This window comes from Duganella violaceipulchra (assembly GCF_019166075.1).
Classification (GTDB): Bacteria; Pseudomonadota; Gammaproteobacteria; order Burkholderiales; family Burkholderiaceae_D; genus Rugamonas; species Rugamonas violaceipulchra.
Map to the genome: position 1 here is coordinate 168,387 of NZ_JAHTGR010000013.1, position 19,142 is coordinate 187,528.

Sequence of the window (19,142 nt, forward strand, 5' to 3'; positions counted from 1 at the left end):
AGTCCGCCCCTCCACACAAGTCAGGGGCGGCTTGCTTTTTTGGAGACATGCATGAAATTTCGTTTCCCCATCGTCATCATCGACGAGGATTTCCGTTCTGAGAACACGTCCGGCCTGGGCATTCGCGCCCTGGCCGATGCAATGGAAAAAGAAGGCATGGAAGTGGTGGGCGTGACCAGCTACGGCGACCTGTCCCAGTTTGCCCAGCAGCAGTCGCGCGCATCGGCCTTCGTGCTGTCGATCGACGATGAGGAATTCGGCGCCGGCTCGGTCGAAGAAACCGACACCGCGCTCAAGTCGCTGCGCGCCTTCGTCGAGGAAATCCGCTACAAGAACGCCGACATCCCGATCTACCTGTACGGCGAAACCCGCACCTCGCGCCACATCCCCAACGATATCCTGCGCGAACTGCACGGCTTCATCCACATGTTCGAGGACACGCCGGAATTCGTGGCGCGCCACATCATCCGCGAAGCCAAGTCCTACCTGGACGGCCTGTCGCCGCCGTTCTTCCGCGCGCTGGTGCACTACGCCAACGACGGTTCCTACTCGTGGCACTGCCCCGGCCACTCGGGCGGCGTGGCCTTCCTGAAGTCGCCGATCGGCCAGATGTTCCACCAGTTCTTCGGCGAGAACATGCTGCGCGCCGACGTCTGCAACGCCGTCGAAGAGCTGGGCCAGCTGCTCGACCACACCGGCCCGGTCGCCGCCTCCGAGCGCAACGCCGCCCGCATCTTCAACGCCGACCACTGCTACTTCGTCACCAACGGCACCTCGACCTCGAACAAGATGGTCTGGCACTCGACGGTGGCGCCGGGCGACATCGTCGTGGTCGACCGCAACTGCCACAAGTCCATCCTGCACTCGATCATCATGTGCGGCGCGATCCCGGTGTTCCTGATGCCGACCCGCAACCACCTGGGCATCATCGGTCCGATCCCGCTGAAAGAGTTCACGATGGAGAGCATCCAGCGCAAGATCGACGCCAATCCGTTCGCGCGCGAAGCCAAGAACAAGAAGCCACGCATCCTGACCATCACCCAGTCGACCTACGACGGCGTGGTCTACAACGTGGAAACCCTGCGCGAAATGCTCGACGGCCAGATCGACACGCTGCACTTCGACGAAGCGTGGCTGCCGCACGCAACCTTCCACGACTTCTACAAGAACATGCACGCGATCGGCAAGGACCGCCCGCGCGCCAAGGAGTCGATGATCTTCTCGACCCAGTCCACCCACAAGCTGCTGGCCGGCCTGTCGCAGGCCTCGCAGGTGCTGGTGCGCGAATCGGAGTCGGTCAAGCTGGACCGCGACGCCTTCAACGAGGCTTACCTGATGCACACCTCGACCTCGCCGCAGTACTCGATCATCGCCTCGTGCGACGTCGCCGCGGCCATGATGGAAGCGCCGGGCGGCACCGCGCTGGTGGAGGAATCGATCCTCGAAGCGCTGGACTTCCGCCGCGCGATGAAGAAGATCGACCAGGAATGGGGCAAGGACTGGTGGTTCCAGGTGTGGGGTCCGCAGGAGTTCAGCGAAGAAGGCATCGGTACCCAGGAAGACTGGATCATCAAGGCCGAGGACGACTGGCACGGCTTCGGCAAGCTGGCGCCGGGCTTCAACATGCTGGACCCGATCAAGGCCACCATCGTCAATCCTGGTTTGTCGCTGGACGGCAAGTTCGCCGAGACCGGCATCCCGGCGTCGATCGTCACCAAGTACCTGGCCGAGCACGGCGTGATCATCGAGAAGTGCGGCCTGTACTCGTTCTTCATCATGTTCACCATCGGCATCACCAAGGGCCGCTGGAACACCTTGCTGACCGCTTTGCAGCAGTTCAAGGACGATTACGACAAGAACCAGCCGATGTGGCGCATCCTGCCGGAATTCGCGGCCGCCAACCCGACCTACGAAAAAATGGGCCTGCGCGACCTGTGTCAGCAGATCCACGATTTCTACAAGGCCTACGACGTCGCGCGCCTGACCACCGAGATGTACCTGTCGGACATGATCCCGGCCATGAAGCCGTCGGACGCCTTCGCCAAGATGGCGCACCGCGAAATCGAGCGCGTCGCCATCGACGAGCTGGAAGGCCGCATCACGTCCATCCTGCTGACGCCTTACCCGCCGGGCATCCCGTTGCTGATCCCAGGCGAGCGCTTCAACAAGACCATCGTCGACTACCTGCGCTTCGCGCGCGACTTCAACGAGCGCTTCCCCGGCTTCGAGACCGACGTGCACGGCCTGGTCAAGCGCGAGGTCGATGGCAAGCGCGGTTACTTCGTCGATTGCGTCAAGCAATAGCACCTATCCCATAGCAAAAAAGCCCGCCATCCTGAATACGTTCAGGGCGGCGGGTTTTTTTTCGTCCCGTCAAGCCACGTTGCGAAAAAACCCCATTTCCAAATAGCATCTTTATTTGCAGCGCATTAAGTTCGTACAACACCCATCCAACTTCTTCCAACGTCAGGCAATTATTCATAGTTGCCGCGCGGAATTGAAATTGGTTTCCTCTTGAAAGTTGGACTCTTCTACAATCGCCGTTTTTGGAATTCCAGAAGGCAAGGGTATGAAGTTTACGTCTGTGAAATTGACATTCGGGGTGGCGCTGGCCCTGGCAACGGCTGCGTGCGGTGGTGGCGGCGCTCCTGGCGGCGAGACCGCCGATCACACCGCCTCCAGCCTGACCAGCGCCAGGCTGAGCCAGGGTGCCAGCCGTTCAGGCAGCGCCAGCGGGCTAAGCGCGCCGCAGGCGTCGCCCATGCCAAGCACCGCGGATACGTCCGGCCCCGCGCCGCTCACCCCCACGGGCGCCTCGCACTTCCTGGCCCAGGCCACTTTCGGCCCCACCACGGACAGCATCGCCGCCCTCGTCAACAGCGGCAAGGAAGACTGGCTTGCCGCTCAGTTCAAGAAGCCACAAACACTCCACCTTAGCTACGTGCAAGGGGCCCTCCCAGCCGGCACGGCCTTGACGCAATATCAAGTCTTGGAATCGTTCTGGAAACAGGCGGCCACGGCCGACGACCAGTTGCGCCAACGGGTGACCTATGCGCTGTCGCAAATCTTTGTGGTCTCCATGGCCGACCTGAATCTCCAGGCACGTCCGGCCGGCGTGGCCAGCTATTACGACATGCTGGGCCACCACGCCTTCGGCAACTTCCGCGATCTGCTGCAAGGCGTGGCGCTACATCCGATGATGGGCCTCTATCTCACCCACCTGCACAACCAAAAGGAAAACGGCCCGCGCGTCCCGGACGAGAACTTCGCGCGGGAAATCATGCAGTTGATGAGCATCGGGCTGTACCAGCTCAATCCCGACGGCAGCCTGAAACTGCAGAACGGCAAACCGGTCGAGACCTATACGCGTGACGACGTCGTGGGCATGGCCAAGGTATTTACCGGCTGGAGCTGGGCCGGCCCCGACCAGTCCCAGGACCGGTTCTTTGGCATGGTCGCCGATCCCGCCCGAGACTGGACGCCGATGCAGAATTATCCGGCCTACCACTCCAACTCAGCCAAGAGTTTCCTGGGCACACAGGTCAGCGGAGGCAGCGGCGAAGCCGATCTGAAGGCCGCGCTCGATACGCTGTTCCAGCACCCGAACGTCGGCCCCTTCATCGGCCGCCAGTTGATCCAGCGCCTGGTCAGCAGCAATCCCAGCCCGGCTTACATCAACCACGTCTCGGCAGTGTTTGCCAATAACGGCAATGGCGTGCGCGGCGACATGCGCGCCGTCATCCGGGCGGTACTGTTCGACCCCGAGGCGTCCGACCAGGGGAGCGCGAAAAAACTGCGCGAACCGGTCCTGCGCCTGGCCCACTGGATGCGGGCCTTCAATGCCAAATCGGCTTCCGGCCGCTTCCTGCTACAAAGCACGGACGTTGCCGCCCGCCCGCTGGGCCAGACGCCGCTGCGTGCGTCGTCGGTGTTCAACTTCTACCGCCCGTCCTACACGCCGTCCAACACCTCGCTGTCCGCGCAGGGACTGGTGGCGCCGGAAATGCAGATCACTGCGGAACCGTCGGTGGCCGGCTATCTGAACTACATGCAGGAAGTCATCCCCCTGGGCGCCGGCACCGCCCACGATATCCAAGCCGACTACAGCGCCGAACTGGCGTTGGCCGCGCACCCCTGGCAGCTGACGGAACGGATCAATCTGCTCCTGATGCACGGCAGCATGTCGTCGACCTTGCGCAACCAGATCATCAGCGCACTCAACGCCATCCCTCTGCCGGCCACGACGGGCAACAACGCCACCCAGATCGAGGCCGCGCGCAAAAACCGCGTTTACCTGGCCATCTACTTGACCATGGCATCGCCAGAATATCTGGCGCAACGATAAGGAATCCCTATGCAAACCGACATCTCCTCCCGCCGGCATTTCCTTGGCAAAATGCTGGCGCTCGCCGGCGGCAGCAGCGTGCCTTTCACTATGAATCTGGCAGCCATGGGCAATGCCGCGGCAGCCGGGGCCACCGACTACAAGGCGATCGTCTGCCTGTTCCTGGCCGGCGGCAACGACCATTTCAATACGCTGCTGGCCACGGACAGCGGCTCATGGGACGAATACCGGCGCCTGCGCGCGACCGCCAGCACCACCTCGATCGCGCTGCCAGCGGCCGGCGCGACGGGCGGCGTGCTGCCCATCGCGCCGAACGCGGCGCATGGCGGCCGCACCTTCGCGCTGCACCCGTCGCTGCGGCCGCTGAAGGAACTGTTCGACGCCGGCCGTGTCGCCGTGCTGGCCAACGTCGGCACCCTGATTCAGCCGCTGACCCTGGCGCAATATAAGGCGCGCACTGTTGCCTTGCCGACCCGCCTGTTTTCGCACAACGACCAGCAGGCGATGTGGCAATCCTCGCAAACGGAACAGGCCGGCGGCGCCGGCTGGGGCGGGCGGCTCGGCGACTTGATGGCCAGCGGCAACGGCAACGCCGCATTTACCTGCATCTCCAACGCCGGCAATGCGCTGTTTCTCAATGGCCGCTCGGTGCGCCAGTACCAGCTCAGCGGCAAGGAAGCACTCGCCATCAATAAGCTGGACGGCGCCCTGTTCGGCGCGCCGGCGGCGGCCAATCCATTGCGCCAGATCGTCACCGGCGATGCCAGCAATCCATTCCAAAAGGAATACGCCGCCGTCACCGCGCGCGCGATCAACCTGCAGGCCGCGCTCAGCGGCGCGATGGCCGGCGCCGGCGCGCTCGCCGAGCCGCCCCCCTACATCAATCCGAACACCGGCGTGGCCGTCGTCAATTCGCTGGCCGTCCAATTGCAGACCGTCGCCCGGGTGATCGCCGGCCGCGATGCGCTGGGCATCAAGCGCCAGGTGTTTTATGTCAGCCTGGGCGGCTTCGACACCCATGATTCCCAGGCGCGCAACCAGGCCGACCTGCTGGCCAAGATGGCCCATGCCATGGCCTACTTCGACGACGTGCTGGCCAACCTGCAAGGCACCGACCTGCGCAAGCAGGTGACGCTGTTTACCGCCTCCGACTTCGGCCGCACGTTCAGCAGCAACGGCGACGGCACCGACCACGGTTGGGGCGCGCACCATTTCATCATGGGCGGCGCGGTCAAGGGCAAGGACATCTACGGCAGCATGCCGGACACCGGCGTCGGCCACGACCTCGACGTCGGCTCCGGCGCGCTGCTGCCGACCACCTCGGTCGACCAGTACGGCGCCACGCTGGCCAGCTGGTTCGGCTTGTCGGCCACGCAGATCGCCGACGTGTTCCCGAATATCGGCAACTTCAACACCCGCAACCTTGGCTTTATGGGATGATGCCGGATCTGCAACAACCGCCCGCGCGCGCCCCATGGACAAGCAACTGGTATTCATCTGTTTTCTGACGTTTGTAATCCACATCATCGGCACCCTCGCCTACTCGGTGAGGATAGCCGGGGTGCGCACCCGGCGCATCGCCGTGTCGCTGGCCTTGTTCAGCATCCTGGTGCTGGTGTCGCGCACCTCGAACTCCTTCCTCGGCCCGTTTCTCGCCAAGCGCATCGAACTGAGCCTGGCCCAGCCGCTGGCGGCCGACCACGTGCTGTCCGACCTGCGCTGGCTGCTGCTGGCGGCCACGCTGGCGACGCTGGCCGGGGCGATCCTGATCCCGACGTTCCAGCGCGTGTTCTGCCGCGCGGTCGAGCATTTCCAGGTGCACCGCTCGGTGCCCAAGCTACTGCTGCACGGCTTCTTCAAGGGTGGACTGTCCTACGTTAAGGATGTGGCCGCCATGCCGTCCACCGACAATGTCCGGGGCCTGCGCGACAGCGGCAGCGTGTCGATGTCGGTGACCTTGCTCAACGTCGGGGCGGTGGCGCTGTGGACGGTCGGCGTGTTCGCCTCGCTGTACGCGGGGGTGCTCGATCCCGAGGTGCGGGTCACCTCCAGCACGCTCTCGTCCATCATCAACGGCGGCGCCACCGTGATGATGGCGGTGTTTATCGACCCGCATATGTCGGGCATGACCGACGACGTGGTCGAGGGCCGCGTCAGCGATACGCAGTTCCGCCGCGCCGTGGTATGGCTGGTCGGCAGCCGCCTGGCCGGTACCCTGCTGGCGCAGATGCTGCTGGTGCCCTCGGCCGCCCTGATCGTCTGGGTGGCCAAGGTGCTGTGATCAGCCCGCCACGCCCACCGTCAAGGTCACCAGGTAGCCGTCGGTGGCGTTGCCGGTGACGGCCCCCATCTGCAGCGAATAACCGTCGCTGAAGATGTTGTCGGTGGCGTAGCTGATCTGCGCCAGGTTGCGCACGCTGGTGCTGTAGCCGCTGGCGGCGTAGACCTCGTTGAGCGTCGCCATCGGGAAGGTGAACTGCGAGGTCTTGATGCGGTTGGCCGCGCTGGTGCTCTTGGCCAGCGTTGGATAGACCTCGAAATGCACATGCGGCATGCGGCCCGAATAGCAGCCAGGGAAGATAGTCTGGAAGGTCAGGTTGCCGCTGCTGTCGCTGGCCTGCACCCCGCGCAGGTAGTTCTGGTCCGTGACGCCGTTCGAATACAGCGAGTAGTTGCCGTCGCGGTCGCAGTGCCACAGGTAGACCGCGTAACCGGACAAGACCGCGCAACTGCCGTTGGCGTTGACGATCTGCAGCTTGATGGTCAGCGGCACGCCGGCCGCCACGCCGGTCGGACCGTTGAAGCTGCCGCGGATATCGCTGCGCACCACGCCCGACTGGGTCAGCACGTTGACCACGCCGCTGTTGTTGCTGTTGGTGCCGTCGCCCGGATAAGGGCCGCCGGTTTCCTCGGGTATCACCGCGCAGGAACCGGCGGTGGTGGTGGTGGTGGTGCTGCTACTGCTGGTCGAGGTCGCCGTGGTGGCGTCGCTGGCCGATGAGCCGCCGCCTCCGCAGCCAAGTACCGGCAGCGCCGACGCGCCAGCCAACAGCCAGCGCAAGGTCTGGCGGCGGTCGCTGGCCAGGTTCAGCATGGCGCTCAGGTCGGCCGCCAGGCTATGTTCGTGGGTGTCGTCGTGGGATTGCATTTTTTCTCCTTGTTTATACGGTGGTGTTGACCAGGTTGCCGCTGGTGCCGCTGCCGCCCACCTTGGTCGACAACGCTTGCAGGAAGGCCGCCAGCTTGGTGTTGGCGTCGGTGCTGCCGGTGCTGTCGGCGCTGGCACTGGCGCCGCCGCTCAGCTTGTCGAGCAGCTTGGCAAAGCTGCTTTCCAGCTGGCTGACCGCGTCGCTACCGTCGGTGCTGGTGTCGGTGCTGGTGTCGGTGCTGGTGTCGGACGTGCTGTCGGTGCTGCCCGAACTCAGCTTGGAGAGCAGGCTTTGCAGATCCGACTCCAGCTTGCCCGGACCGCCGGGGCCGCCGCCCTGCTGCCCCTCGCCGTAGGCCGGCGCATCGCTGCTGCTGGCGTTCTGCGCGTGCAGCGCCCCCATCAGGCTTTGCAGGAAGCTGCCCAGCGCGTCAGCCACGGTGCCGCTGCTGTCGGTGTTGTCCGTGCTGTCGGTGCTGCTGGCGCTGCTGGCGCTACTGGCGGTAGCCGAGGTGCTGCTGCCATCGCCGGCATCGGTGATGCCTATGGCTTTGAAGGCGTCGGCGATGGCCGAGGCGAAGCCGCCGCCTTCGGGCGGACGTGGCGGCGGCGCGCCGCGCGTGACCTCGGCGCCGTTGCCGGCGCTGGTGCTGCTCAAACGGCTCAGGAAGCTAAGCTGGCTGGTGTTGCTGGAACTCAGGGCGCTGATCGACATAAGGTTCTCCGTTCAATGGTTGAGGGTGCATCAAGGGCGCGGCATGCGGCGGGCTTCTCCTTCCGCCTGCTTCTTGCGCTGCTCGGGCGTCAACACGGCCAGCAGCTTCTGTTCGGTACGCACATGCTGCAAGGCGATGTTGGCCATCGCCGTCGCGGCATCCTTGGCCAGCGCCGCGGCCTTGGCGTCGTCATACTGGTCGGCGCGACCCAAGGCGCGCAACGCCTCATGGGCCTTGGCGGCGGCCTTGCCCTGCTCGCGCAGATACGGCTCCTGCGCGTGCAGGATGGCGAACACCTTGTCGTCCTGTGCCTCGCTCAGCTCGATGCCGTGGACGAACGGCGGACGGCCGCCCATGCCCATATGGGGACCGCCGTGGAAGCCTGGACCTGGACCACGGTCGCCATGCTCCGGGCCTTCGTGCTCGTCGCCGTGGCCGGCGCCCTGCATCATCATCGGTGGGCGCCCGGCGTCGTCGCCCAAGTCCTCGGCGCGGGCGGCGCCACCGGCGGCGAACAGCGGCAGCGCCATGGCGGCAGCCAGCAAGATATTGTGTAAGCTGGTTTTTTGAGTTTTCATACAGACAATCCTTGGTTGGTGGGGAGTAGCCATTCTCTGGCCGCCCCGTGTAAAGCGCCGTAAACCCAGGGTAAATCGAGGTAAAGATGACTGTTTTGACATGCAATTGGGGCTGGGCAAGCCATTGTAAATCGGCGTAAAAGACCGCCGGGTGCGCCTGCGGGGCTGTTATGATCGGCCCATCGACATAGAAAGAAACACGCGGCATGAAGAGCAAAGTACTGCTGATAGACGACGACATCGAACTGGTGGGCATGTTCAAGGAATACCTGGAACAGGAAGGCTTCGACGTCAAAATGGTGCATGACGGCGAAGCCGGCACCGCCGAAGCCTTCACCGGCCTGTATTCGATCGCCATCCTGGACGTGATGATGCCGCGCATGAACGGCCTGGAAACGTTGCGCCGCATCCGCACCAACAGCCAGCTGCCGATCCTGATGCTGACCGGGCGCGGCGACGACACCGACCGCATCGTCGGCCTGGAACTGGGCGCCGACGACTACGTGGCCAAGCCTTGCACCCCGCGCGAGCTGACCGCCCGCATCCGCGCCATCCTGCGCCGGGCGCAGAGCGCGCCGCTCGACAACGGCACGCCGGCGGCGCTGACCGTCGGCCAGCTGACCATGTGGCCGGAGCAGCGGCGCGCGGCCTGGGCCGGCAACAAGCTGGAACTGACCAGCACCGAATTCAACCTGCTCGAAGTGCTGGCCCGCAACGCCGGCCGCCCGGTCAGCAAGAACGCCTTGTCCGAACAGGGGCTGGGCCGGCCGCTGGCGCGCTTCGACCGCAATATCGACGTCCACCTGAGCAGCCTGCGCCACAAGCTCGGCACCATCGCCGACGGCCGCTCCTGCCTGCAAACCGTGTACCGCCTGGGCTATCAGCTGATCAAGGAGTAGCCTGTGGGCCGCTTGTTCTGGAAGTTTTTCGTCTGCATCCTGCTGGCCCAGCTGACCGCGACGGTCGGCATCGGCGGCGCCATCTGGCTCAAGAACCGCGACCAGCAAGCCAACCAGGCCAACGACCTGGACACCAGCCCGCCGGCCGAAATGGCGATCAGCTCGGCCGCCGCCACGCTGGAATTCGGCGGCGTCAAGGCGCTGCGGCGTTTGCTGGAGGGGATGGAGCGGCACAAGGTGTTCGCGGTCGACGAACAGGGCCATGAGCTGCTGGAGCGCAGCATCACCGCCGCCATGCTGCGCGAATCACGCGCCCTGCTCAAGCAGGAAGGCAAGCGCCGCGTGGTGCGCCAGGTGGCCGGCCCGGAGGGGAAACGATATATATTATTTATACCATCACACGGCCTGGGCTTCGACCGCCCACTGATGGCGGGCCTGGGCAGCACCCAGATGGCGCTGCAAGGCGGGCCGGCGGCGCCACGCGGCGACCAGCCCGGCGCCGGCCCAGGTCCAGGACCGGGTCCCGGCTCCGCCCAAGGCCCGGGGCCCGGCCCCGGCTTCGACCCTGGCCGGGCCGGCCCGCCGCCGGACGCCCCGCCGGGCAACGAGCGCGGCTACGGCGGTCCGGGCGGTCCGGGCGATATGCGCGGCCCGCGCTTCCAGCCGCTGACCCTGTGGGTGCCGGTCGCCGCCGCCATCCTGGCCAGCCTGTTGTTCTCGATGCTGCTGGCCTGGTACTTTTCCCGGCCGATCCGCGCCCTGCGGCTGGCCTTCGACGCCGCCGCCGGCGGCGACCTGGCGCCGCGCTTCGGCGCCACCGGCACAGGCAAGCGCAACTCGGAGCTGAACGACCTCGGCCGCGACTTCGACCGCATGACGGCGCGCCTGCGCAGCCTGATCGACGGCCAAACCCGCTTGCTGCACGACGTCTCGCACGAACTGCGCTCGCCGCTGGCGCGCTTGCAGGCGGCGATCGGGTTGGCGCACCAGCAGCCGGACAAGCTGGCGGCCTCGCTGGAGCGCATCGAACGCGAGAGCGTGCGCATGGACAAGCTGGTGGGGGAATTATTGACGCTGGCGCGCCTGGAAGCGGGCGCCATCAAGGCCAGCCAGGAAGAAATCGGCATGGCCGAACTGCTGGAGCAAATCGCCGACGACGCCAATTACGAAGCGTCCAGCCAGCAGCGCAGCGTGGTGCAGGAAGGCGAAGCCGATGTGCTGGTCGCCGGCCAGGCCGACCTGCTGGGCCGCGCCATCGAAAACGTGGTGCGCAACGCCATCAAGCACAGTCCCGAGGGCGGCGTGGTGCAGCTGCAAGCCCACACCCTGCCCGAGGGCCGCAGCCTGAGCATCCGCGTGCTCGATCGCGGACCGGGCGTGGCGCCGGCCGACCTGGACACCATCTTCCAACCGTTCTTCCGCTCCAGCAACGCCAGCACCGAAGGCCACGGCCTCGGACTGGCGATCGCCCAGCACGTGATCGAGGCCTACGGCGGCAGCATCAAGGCCAGCAACCGCGCCGGCGGCGGGCTGTGCGTGGAGATGATACTGCCGGTGAAAGTTTGAACTAGTTCTTATGCTTTCGGCAAGGTCACGCCGTGCTGGCCCTGGTACTTGCCGTTGCGGTCCTTGTACGACACGTCGCACACTTCGTCGCTCTCGAAGAACAGCACCTGCGCGCAGCCTTCGTGCGCGTAGATCTTGGCAGGCAGCGGCGTGGTGTTGGAGAACTCCAGCGTCACATAGCCTTCCCATTCCGGCTCGAACGGCGTGACGTTGACGATGATGCCGCAGCGCGCATAGGTCGACTTGCCCAGACAGACCGTCAGCACGCTGCGCGGAATACGGAAGTATTCCATGGTGCGCGCCAGCGCGAACGAGTTCGGCGGGATGATGCAGACATCGCTCTTGATATCGACGAAGGAGTTCGAGTCGAAGTTCTTCGGATCGACGATGGTGCTGTTGATGTTGGTGAAGACCTTGAATTCATCGGCGCAGCGGATGTCGTAGCCATACGACGAGGTGCCGTAGGAGATGACCTTGCGGCCGTCTTCCTGGCGTACCTGATCCGGGAAGAACGGCTCGATCATCCCATGCTGCTCCGCCATCCGGCGTATCCATTTATCGCTTTTAATCGTCATCGCAAGGCATTCCTAAAGTTCAGGGGCGGCGCAACAGCGCCGAATGCCCAAGATTTTACGCGAAAGCCTGCTTTTTAAGAACTTTTTTACCAGATTCGCCCAACAGCCCGGCGATCATCTCGCGGGTGGCCTGCGCCGCCAGCGCCGGCGACTCCATCGGGAACAAATGTCCGCCCGGCACAATGCGGTAGTGCTTGCCCACCAGCGCCTGGGTGTGGCCGAGGCCGGACTGGCTGGTTTCCCAGGAATCGGTGCCGCCGATGAAGCCGATCGGCGCCGGGAAGCGGCCCCGCACCAATTTGGGCAGATGGTGCGGCAGGCTGGCGTAGATCATGGTTTCCACTTCGCGGGTGAAGCGCAGCTGCACGCCTTCCGCATGCGGCTTGAGTCCGCTTTCCATGTAATCGGCCAGCACGCCCGGCGCCCATGCCGCGAACAAGTCCTTGCCGGCGAAGTGCTGGAAGGCGGCTTGCGCATCCGGCCACACATTGCGGCGGCGGATGGAGAATTTTGCCGGCGGCACGCGATTGGCGTTGCCGCTCATCTTGATCAGGCGCCAGAACCAGGCGCGCCAACCGGCCACGACCGGCGCATCGAGCATGACGACGCAGCGCACCAGGTCCGGCCGGGCATGCGCCACCATCAGGCTGAGCATGCCGCCCAGCGAATGGCCGACCAGGATCACCGGTTCGTCGTAGCGCTTGGTCAGTTCGTTGATGTATTCGTCGACCAGCTCCGGCCAGCCGTCGCTGACCGGGTAGCGCGCACTGTGGCCGTGCATGTCGAGCGCCTGGATATCGAAATCGTCGGCCAGCAGCTCGAAGTACTGGCGGTACACGCCCGCCGGGTAACTGTTGGCATGGGCAAAATGCAGCTTGGGCTTGGTCACAAGCGGTCTCCGTATGATTGTTTTCAGGCCATTGTAATGGCACTTACCCCGGCAGGCTTGGGGGAAAGGCTCTAATTTAGCGGCTATACCAGTAGCGCGCGTGCGCCTGGCGCCAGGCGCCGATCTCGATAGTATCGCCAAAATCCAGGGTTAGTGCGCCGGCCAGGTCGGTGCGCAGGCGCTCGATGTGCAGCTGGCCGTAGCGCTCGTAGATTTCCGCCTTTGGATGATGGTAGCGATTTCGATAACCGACCTGGAACAGCGCGGTCCGTGGCTGCACCGCCAGCAGGAATGCCGGCGTGGACGAGGTGCCGCTGCCGTGGTGCGGCGCCAGCAGCACGTCGGCCCGCAAGCTGGCGCGGTCGCGCTGCACCAGCGCAGCCTCCTGCGCGGCTTCGATGTCGGCGGCCAGCAGCATCGATTTGCCGCCGGCCGTGATCTTCAGCGTGCAGCCCCGCGCATTCGGCTTGAGCGTGGCGTCGGCGTAGCTGGCGGCCGGCGGATGCAGCAGCTCGAAACGCACGCCGTCCCAGTCCCAGCGCTGGCCCGCAGCGCAGCGCAGGTGCTGGCGCGCGGCCCTGGCGATGGGATGCTGGAACGGCAGCGATGACAGCACCCATTCCACCCGTACGCCGTCCAGTAACGTCAAAGCGCCGCCGGAATGATCGGCGTCGCTGTGGCTGACGATCATACCGTCCAATGCGGCGATGCCGCGCGCCTTCAGGTAAGGCAGGATGACACGGTTGCCGGCATTGGAGGTCAGCGAGTAGGCGGGGCCGGTGTCATATAGCAGACGATGGCCGCTGGTCTCGATCAACAGCGCCATGCCCTGCCCGACGTCGAAGGCGGTGACGGTCATGCGGCCTGGCGCTGGGTGCGAAGGCTCGGCGGCCAGCAGCGGTATCCAGCTCGCCAGGCCCAGCCAGCGTACCGGCCAGCCGCGCGGCGCGAGCAGCCAGATGGTGCCGCCCATGGCCCAGCAGAATAGCCAGAACGACGGCGTCGGCGCGCTCCATACGGCGTAGCGCAAGCCGCTGAACCATTGCAGGCAGGCGGCCAGCCATTCCACCAGCAGATGCGCAAGGCCCAGCACTGGCGCCGCCAGCAGCGCGGGCAGCATGCTGCCGACCAGCGCGAGCGGCGTGACCACAAGGCTGATCAACGGTATCGCCACTGCGTTCGCCAGCGGACTGACCACCGAGACCTGGGCGAACAACAGCATCGTGAGCGGGACCAGGCCAAAGGTCACCGCGTACTGCGTGTGGGCGCCGACGCGCAAGGCCTGCCAGAACTGTTCAAGGCGTGTGGGGCGAGGCGCTGCGTCGTCGCGCCGCGCAGTCCGTGGCGTGGTGCGGCCGACCGTCGCATACAGTATCGTGCCGACCGCGCCGAACGACAGCCAAAAGCCCGGCCACAATACCGCCCAGGAATCGATCAGCACCACCACGCCAAGTGCGCAGCACAGCACATGCGATACGCTGGCGATGCGGTTCATCCACAGCGCGGCGGCGACCACCATCAACATGTACAAGGTGCGCTGCGCCGGCACGCCGAAGCCGGCTAGCAGGACATAGAACAGCGCCACCGTCGCGCCGACCAGCGCCGCCACTTTTTGCGCGGGCAGCAGCAAGGGCAGCTGCGCGCGCGTGAAGAACGAGTACCGCCACAGATTGAAGGCGGCCAGCGCGAACAGCCCCGCCACCATCGTGATGTGCAATCCTGAGATGGATATGAGGTGGCCGATGCCCGTCCGGTTGAAAACATTCCAGTCCGATTGATCGATGCCGCGCTGGTCGCCCACCACCAGTGCGACGATCACGCCGGCATACGGCTTGCCAGGCAGCGCGCCAAGAATGCGCGCTCGCAGCATCGCGCGCGCGCGCTCGATCACGTTGCCAACGCTGAAGACAAAGCCGTCCAGCCGCCGGTTGTTCGGCGCCGGCCGCACATAGCCGGTCGCGCGCAGGCCTTGTTCCAGCAGCCATGCTTCGTAGTCGAAGCCATATGGGTTGGCATTGCCGTGTGGCCGTTGCAGGCGCACCGTCAGCTGCCAGCGCTCGCCCGGCTGGACATCGCCGATCTCATTGACCTGGTCGCGAAATCCAGCATACCAGGCCAACGAAATATGCGGCGGAACGGAGTCCTGCGCGCGGCCCAGCACACGTTCCACCGCAAAATTGAAACGCACGCCCTGATCGAAGCGGTACGGCAGATTGTCGATGGTGCCGATCAAGGTGAAGTCGCGGCCTTCGTCGGCGGCCGCAAGTTGAGGCGCCAGGACGCGGTAAGCCATCCAGCCCGCCCACAAGAATCCGATCACGGCGCCGGCCAGCAAGGATGTCGCGCAACGCAATGCGGCGTTCGTGCGCGCGCCGAAGCGGTGCATTTGCCACCGCAAGCAGGCGTACCACGACAACAACCACGCCGCCAGCACAAGGGCCGCCGCCAAGTCGGCCATCGGGGACGGTAACGCCGCCTGCGTTTGCAGCCAAGCCGCCCCTGTGGCGAAGCCGATCGTCACCGCCCTCATCGCCTTGTCCGGCCTGACGGCCGCTCCTCAAGTATTGCAACAGTCCGATACTACGCAGAACCGCCGCCCTGCGATGACGATGGTGCTGCGTCCCTCCATCAGCTTGTCCAGTGCCTGCTGCACTTGCAGTTCGCTGGCGGAATCGAGCGCGCTGGTGGCTTCGTCAACCATGGTTTCAATCGTGCAGGCGGTCCGCTCGCGGCACGATCGCGCGCGCCTTATTTCACCGACACGTCGGTGGCTTTGACGGCGATGTGATCGGTGATGTTCTTGGCGGCGATGGTGTCGGCCAGGAAGGCCGTCGACTTGACCAGCAGGTCGCGCGCCACCTCTTCCAAAGGCGAGCCGCTGATGCTGGCGTGGCTGCCGCCCAGTCCAACGCCGCCGCCCCAGCCCAGCGCCGACACGCCGAAGCCGTTCTTTTCGTTATTTGCCTGGAAAGTCTTGGAGGCGACGATCTTGGCGCGCTTCACGTCCACCACGCGGATGTCCATGTTCATGTGAACCTTGGATTTCTTGAAGTCGACCGAGCCGGCCAGCAAGCCCAGCGGGCCTTTGAGGAAGCCCAGGCCGCCCAGGCCGGTGGAGCTTTGCTCGAAGCCCAGCGAGGTGATGGAACCGGTGATCATGTAGTCGGCCGCCTCGGCCTCGACCTTCTTGCCGATCAGCGCCAGTTCCTTGTTGATCTCTTCCATTTCCGCCCGTTCCTGCACATCGAAGCAGCCGGTCTGGGTCAGCGCGGTGGCCAGCATTTCGGTCATGCCGGTGCCGACGCCGGTGTAGCTCGGCTGAGCGACATCGCCGCGGCGCTCCCACCAGCGGTATTGGCGGGGGTCCTGCTGGCCAGCGCCCGACGAACAATCGGCCGACTTGCACTTGAACTCGGTGAACACGACCTTGGCCGCAGGCGTTTTACACTTGGGCACGTCGATCTGGCGCTCGGAGACTTCGCTGGAATCGGCGAAACTGGCGACAGGAACCAACACCAGCGCTGCAAGGCAAGTACTACGGACGATGTTTTTCATTACGGACTTTCGATTAATTGTGCAAATAATAAGGTTTTTAATTATGCACTATTGACCGGGCGTCAAATCTATCCAAATCTAACCGTGCGCGCCTATCGTTCAGGTGGGCATGCGCGGCAGCACGGCGCGCGCGTTGGCGCTGGTGGCGTCGGCCACTTCTTGCAGGGGGATGTTGCGCAACTCGGCAAGCACGGCGCCGATGCGGGGAATTTGGTCGGGACTGTTGCGGCCGGGGTGGACCCAGCTGGGGGCGATATCCGGCGCGTCCGTTTCCAGCACGATGGCTTCCAGCGGCAGCTCGGCCGCCAGCCGGCGGATTTGCAGCGCGCGCGTAAACGTCATGGCGCCGCCGAAGCCCAGCTTGAAGCCCAGCTCGATGTAGCCCTGCGCCTGCTGGAAGCTGCCATTGAACGCGTGGGCGATGCCGCCGGCGGGCCGGATCTGGCGCACATGCTTGAGCACCACGTCCTGCGAGCGGCGCACATGCATCAGCACCGGCAGCTCGAAATCGCGGGCGATCTTGAGCTGTTCGCGGAAGAAGAAGATCTGCTTCTCGCGCATCGCCGGCTCGGTCAGCATGGGGATGAAAAAATCCAGGCCGATCTCGCCCAGCGCGACGAAGCGGCGGTCGGCCATGGCGGCGGCGACCTGCTCGCGCAGCACGCGCAGGTCGTCCTCGTCGGCGTGCGGAACGTAGATCGGATGGATGCCCAGCGCGTAGCAGCCGTTGTCCACGCTGGCGGCCAGCTGGGCCACCACCGGGAAGTTGGCCGTCTCCACCGCCGGGATCACGATCATCGACACGCCCTGCTCCCGCGCCAGCGCCGCCTGCGCGGCCGACTCGCCGCCGAATTCGTGGGCGTCGAGATGGCAGTGGGTGTCGATCCACATGACGTCAGTCCTGGTAAGGGTGCAGGCCTTCGTCGGTCAGGCGCAGCACGCGGTCGCAGCGGCGCGCCAGCTCGATATCGTGGGTGACGATGATGAAGGCGGTGCCCAGGGTGCGCGACAGTTCCAGCATCAAATCGAAGATCGTCTGCGCGGTGGCGTGATCGAGGTTGCCGGTCGGTTCGTCGGCCAGCACGCAGGCCGGCTGCGTGACCAGCGCCCGCGCCAGCGCCACGCGCTGACGCTCGCCGCCGGACAGCTCGCCCGGCACGTGCGTAACGCGCTTGGCCAGGTTGACACGGGTGAGGATCTGCTGCGCCAGCGTGCTGGCCTCGCTGCGCTTGACGCGACGTATCATCAGCGGCATCGCCACGTTATCGAGCGCGGAAAATTCCGGCAGCAGGTGGTGGAACTGGTAGACGAAGCCCAGCGAGGCGTTGCGCAGGTCGCCGCGCGCCGTCTCGCTCAGGCTGGCGAAGTCCTTGCCCAGCAGGGTGACGCTGCCCTTGGTCGGCGTATCAAGGCCGCCCAGCAGGTGCAGCAAGGTCGATTTGCCGGAGCCGGAGGCGCCGACGATGGCCACGCGTTCGCCGCGCCGCACGTCGATGTCGATGCCGTTCAGCACCTGCACCGAGTAGTCGCCTTGCGTGAAGGTCTTGCCCAGGCTGCGGCAGGAAAGGACCACGGGCTCCAGATTACTCATAGCGCAGCGCCTCCGCAGGTTTCACGCGGGCGGCCCACCAGCTTGGGTACAAGGTCGCCACGAAGGCCAGCACCACGGCCACGCCGCCGATCTTGAACACGTCCGGCCAACGCAGGTCGGACGGCACGCTGCTGATGTAGTAGATATCCTTCGACAAGAACTGCACTCCCAATAAATGTTCAATAAACGGCACGATGACGTCGATGTTGAGCGCCACCAGCACGCCCCCTGCCACGCCGATCGCGGTGCCGAGGATGCCGACCAGCGCGCCCTGGATCATGAAAATCTTCATGATCGAACGCGGCGAGGCGCCCAGCGTGCGCAGGATGGCGATGTCGGCCTGCTTCTCGGTCACCGTCATCACCAGCGTCGACACCAGGTTGAAGGCGGCCACCGCGATGATCAAGGTCAGGATGATGAACATCATGCGCTTCTCGGTCTGTACGGCGGCGAACCAATTGGCGTTGAGCTTGGACCAGTCGCGCATGATCAGGTCACCCGACATGCTGGCCTTCAGGTCTTGCGCCACTTGCGGCGCGCGGTGCATGTCGGACAGGCGCAGGCGCAGGCCGGCCGGCGCGTCCATGCGCAGCAGCTTTTCGGCGTCGGTCAGGTGGACGAAGGCCAGTGCGGAGTCGAACTCGTTGTGGCCCGCTTCAAAGATGCCGACCACGGTGAACGAGCGCAGGCGCGGCAGCACGCCGGCCGGCGTCGGCTGGCCCTGGGCCAGCGCCAGCGTGACCTTCTCGCCGAGGTTGACGCGCAGCGCGCGCGCCAGCTCGATGCCCAGCACGATGTTGTAGCTGCCCGGCTGCAGCGCGTTGAAGCTGCCCCGCTTGGTCTGCTTGGCGACGTCGGAGACGTTGGGTTCCTGCTCCGGCAGCACGCCGCGGATGATGGCCGGACGCAGCACATCGTCGCGCACCAGCATGCCCTGCGTTTCGGCAAACGGCGCGGCGCCGATCACTTCGGGATTCTTGCGCGCTTCGGCGGCGGCGGCGTGCCAGTCAGGCATAGCACCGCGGGCGTCGAAGATTTCGATGTGGGCCAGCACCGACAGCATGCGGTCGGTCACTTCTTTCTGGAAGCCGTTCATCACGGACAGCACGACGATCAGCGCGGCCACGCCCAGGCCGATGCCGGCCATGGAGATGAGCGAAATAAAGGAGATAAAACTATTGCGCCCGCTGCGCTTGCCGGCCCGCGTGTAACGCAGGCCGACCAGCCATTCAAAGGGCAGGTTCCGGATAAGGCTCATGGGCTCCAAAGGGTTTCAACAT

The 19,142-nt window shown here is 65.1% G+C and carries 18 protein-coding genes; 6 read left to right on the forward strand and 12 right to left on the reverse strand.

The genetic code is table 11. The features are described 5' to 3' along the window. The first annotated feature begins 51 nt into the window (after window positions 1-51). A complete protein-coding gene (locus KVP70_RS23125; RefSeq protein WP_217944700.1) occupies window positions 52-2,304 on the forward strand; it encodes an arginine/lysine/ornithine decarboxylase in 2,253 nt (750 codons plus the stop codon). On the opposite strand, the gene KVP70_RS23130 is transcribed toward KVP70_RS23125, so the two are convergent. Continuing rightward, entirely contained in the window at window positions 2,294-2,482 is a 189-nt protein-coding gene (locus KVP70_RS23130; RefSeq protein WP_217944702.1) for a hypothetical protein, read from the reverse strand. The two genes, KVP70_RS23125 and KVP70_RS23130, sit on opposite strands and share 11 nt — an antisense overlap. A gap of 102 nt (window positions 2,483-2,584) precedes the next feature. Between KVP70_RS23130 and KVP70_RS23135 the strand changes: the two genes are divergently transcribed. Genes KVP70_RS23135 through KVP70_RS23145 form a run of 3 tightly spaced genes read left to right on the forward strand, consistent with a single transcriptional unit; the run spans window position 2,585 to window position 6,626 of the window. Further along, a complete protein-coding gene (locus tag KVP70_RS23135; protein ID WP_262311700.1) occupies window positions 2,585-4,345 on the forward strand; it encodes a DUF1800 domain-containing protein in 1,761 nt (586 codons plus the stop codon). Window positions 4,346-4,354: 9 nt separating this feature from the next. After that, window positions 4,355-5,785, forward strand: a complete 1,431-nt coding sequence (locus tag KVP70_RS23140) for a DUF1501 domain-containing protein (protein WP_217944704.1) — start codon at window positions 4,355-4,357, stop codon at window positions 5,783-5,785. A 34-nt stretch (window positions 5,786-5,819) separates the two neighbouring features. Further along, window positions 5,820-6,626: a lipid II flippase Amj family protein gene (locus KVP70_RS23145; RefSeq protein ID WP_217944706.1), complete on the forward strand. Its 807-nt coding sequence runs from the start codon at window positions 5,820-5,822 to the stop codon at window positions 6,624-6,626. On the opposite strand, the gene KVP70_RS23150 is transcribed toward KVP70_RS23145, so the two are convergent. From KVP70_RS23150 to KVP70_RS23160, 3 genes are read right to left on the reverse strand one after another with little or no spacing between them, the layout of a single operon-like run. Then, entirely contained in the window at window positions 6,627-7,493 is an 867-nt protein-coding gene (locus tag KVP70_RS23150; protein ID WP_217944708.1) for a dioxygenase family protein, read from the reverse strand. It abuts the gene before it with no gap. Between the two features lie 13 nt (window positions 7,494-7,506). Further along, on the reverse strand, window positions 7,507-8,208 hold the full coding sequence (locus KVP70_RS23155; protein ID WP_217944710.1) for a hypothetical protein: 702 nt from the start codon (window positions 8,206-8,208) through the stop codon (window positions 7,507-7,509). A 30-nt stretch (window positions 8,209-8,238) separates the two neighbouring features. Then, the gene (locus KVP70_RS23160) at window positions 8,239-8,787 is read right to left on the reverse strand and encodes a Spy/CpxP family protein refolding chaperone (RefSeq protein ID WP_217944711.1); all 549 of its coding nucleotides are present in this window, start codon (window positions 8,785-8,787) and stop codon (window positions 8,239-8,241) included. A 206-nt stretch (window positions 8,788-8,993) separates the two neighbouring features. Between KVP70_RS23160 and KVP70_RS23165 the strand changes: the two genes are divergently transcribed. Further along, window positions 8,994-9,686 (forward strand): response regulator transcription factor, encoded by a 693-nt coding sequence (locus KVP70_RS23165; RefSeq protein WP_217944713.1) that lies wholly within the window; start codon window positions 8,994-8,996, stop codon window positions 9,684-9,686. 3 nt (window positions 9,687-9,689) lie between these two features. After that, window positions 9,690-11,252 carry a sensor histidine kinase gene (locus KVP70_RS23170; protein WP_217944715.1) on the forward strand — a complete coding sequence of 521 codons (1,563 nt, stop codon included), beginning with the start codon at window positions 9,690-9,692 and terminating at the stop codon, window positions 11,250-11,252. Window positions 11,253-11,260: 8 nt separating this feature from the next. Here the strand turns inward: KVP70_RS23170 and dcd are convergent, their stop codons facing one another. From dcd to KVP70_RS23210, 8 genes are all read right to left on the reverse strand, one after another. Continuing rightward, window positions 11,261-11,827: a dCTP deaminase gene (gene dcd, locus KVP70_RS23175; RefSeq protein ID WP_026334698.1), complete on the reverse strand. Its 567-nt coding sequence runs from the start codon at window positions 11,825-11,827 to the stop codon at window positions 11,261-11,263. A 55-nt stretch (window positions 11,828-11,882) separates the two neighbouring features. Beyond that, complete coding sequence (locus tag KVP70_RS23180) at window positions 11,883-12,716, reverse strand: alpha/beta hydrolase (protein ID WP_217944716.1); 834 nt, start codon at window positions 12,714-12,716, stop codon at window positions 11,883-11,885. 76 nt (window positions 12,717-12,792) lie between these two features. Continuing rightward, window positions 12,793-15,246: a DNA internalization-related competence protein ComEC/Rec2 gene (locus tag KVP70_RS23185; protein ID WP_217944718.1), complete on the reverse strand. Its 2,454-nt coding sequence runs from the start codon at window positions 15,244-15,246 to the stop codon at window positions 12,793-12,795. Between the two features lie 27 nt (window positions 15,247-15,273). Beyond that, entirely contained in the window at window positions 15,274-15,417 is a 144-nt protein-coding gene (locus tag KVP70_RS23190; protein WP_217944789.1) for a hypothetical protein, read from the reverse strand. A gap of 47 nt (window positions 15,418-15,464) precedes the next feature. After that, a complete protein-coding gene (locus KVP70_RS23195; protein WP_217944720.1) occupies window positions 15,465-16,271 on the reverse strand; it encodes a CsgG/HfaB family protein in 807 nt (268 codons plus the stop codon). A gap of 99 nt (window positions 16,272-16,370) precedes the next feature. Further along, entirely contained in the window at window positions 16,371-17,162 is a 792-nt protein-coding gene (locus tag KVP70_RS23200; RefSeq protein ID WP_217944722.1) for a TatD family hydrolase, read from the reverse strand. A 4-nt stretch (window positions 17,163-17,166) separates the two neighbouring features. Then, complete coding sequence (gene lolD, locus KVP70_RS23205) at window positions 17,167-17,862, reverse strand: lipoprotein-releasing ABC transporter ATP-binding protein LolD (protein ID WP_217944723.1); 696 nt, start codon at window positions 17,860-17,862, stop codon at window positions 17,167-17,169. Beyond that, on the reverse strand, window positions 17,855-19,120 hold the full coding sequence (locus KVP70_RS23210; protein ID WP_217944725.1) for a lipoprotein-releasing ABC transporter permease subunit: 1,266 nt from the start codon (window positions 19,118-19,120) through the stop codon (window positions 17,855-17,857). The genes lolD and KVP70_RS23210 overlap by 8 nt, the downstream gene beginning before the upstream one ends. Between the last annotated feature and the right edge of the window lie 22 nt (window positions 19,121-19,142).

Coding starts and splice junctions, on each gene's coding strand:
- KVP70_RS23125 (WP_217944700.1), top strand. CDS start 52: ATGAAATTTCGTTTCCCCATCGTCATCATCGACGAGGATTTCCGTTCT.
- KVP70_RS23130 (WP_217944702.1), bottom strand. CDS start 2,482: ATGAATAATTGCCTGACGTTGGAAGAAGTTGGATGGGTGTTGTACGAA.
- KVP70_RS23140 (WP_217944704.1), top strand. CDS start 4,355: ATGCAAACCGACATCTCCTCCCGCCGGCATTTCCTTGGCAAAATGCTG.
- KVP70_RS23145 (WP_217944706.1), top strand. CDS start 5,820: ATGGACAAGCAACTGGTATTCATCTGTTTTCTGACGTTTGTAATCCAC.
- KVP70_RS23150 (WP_217944708.1), bottom strand. CDS start 7,493: ATGCAATCCCACGACGACACCCACGAACATAGCCTGGCGGCCGACCTG.
- KVP70_RS23155 (WP_217944710.1), bottom strand. CDS start 8,208: ATGTCGATCAGCGCCCTGAGTTCCAGCAACACCAGCCAGCTTAGCTTC.
- KVP70_RS23160 (WP_217944711.1), bottom strand. CDS start 8,787: ATGAAAACTCAAAAAACCAGCTTACACAATATCTTGCTGGCTGCCGCC.
- KVP70_RS23165 (WP_217944713.1), top strand. CDS start 8,994: ATGAAGAGCAAAGTACTGCTGATAGACGACGACATCGAACTGGTGGGC.
- dcd (WP_026334698.1), bottom strand. CDS start 11,827: ATGACGATTAAAAGCGATAAATGGATACGCCGGATGGCGGAGCAGCAT.
- KVP70_RS23185 (WP_217944718.1), bottom strand. CDS start 15,246: ATGAGGGCGGTGACGATCGGCTTCGCCACAGGGGCGGCTTGGCTGCAA.
- KVP70_RS23190 (WP_217944789.1), bottom strand. CDS start 15,417: ATGGTTGACGAAGCCACCAGCGCGCTCGATTCCGCCAGCGAACTGCAA.
- KVP70_RS23195 (WP_217944720.1), bottom strand. CDS start 16,271: ATGAAAAACATCGTCCGTAGTACTTGCCTTGCAGCGCTGGTGTTGGTT.
- KVP70_RS23200 (WP_217944722.1), bottom strand. CDS start 17,162: ATGTGGATCGACACCCACTGCCATCTCGACGCCCACGAATTCGGCGGC.
- lolD (WP_217944723.1), bottom strand. CDS start 17,862: ATGAGTAATCTGGAGCCCGTGGTCCTTTCCTGCCGCAGCCTGGGCAAG.
- KVP70_RS23210 (WP_217944725.1), bottom strand. CDS start 19,120: ATGAGCCTTATCCGGAACCTGCCCTTTGAATGGCTGGTCGGCCTGCGT.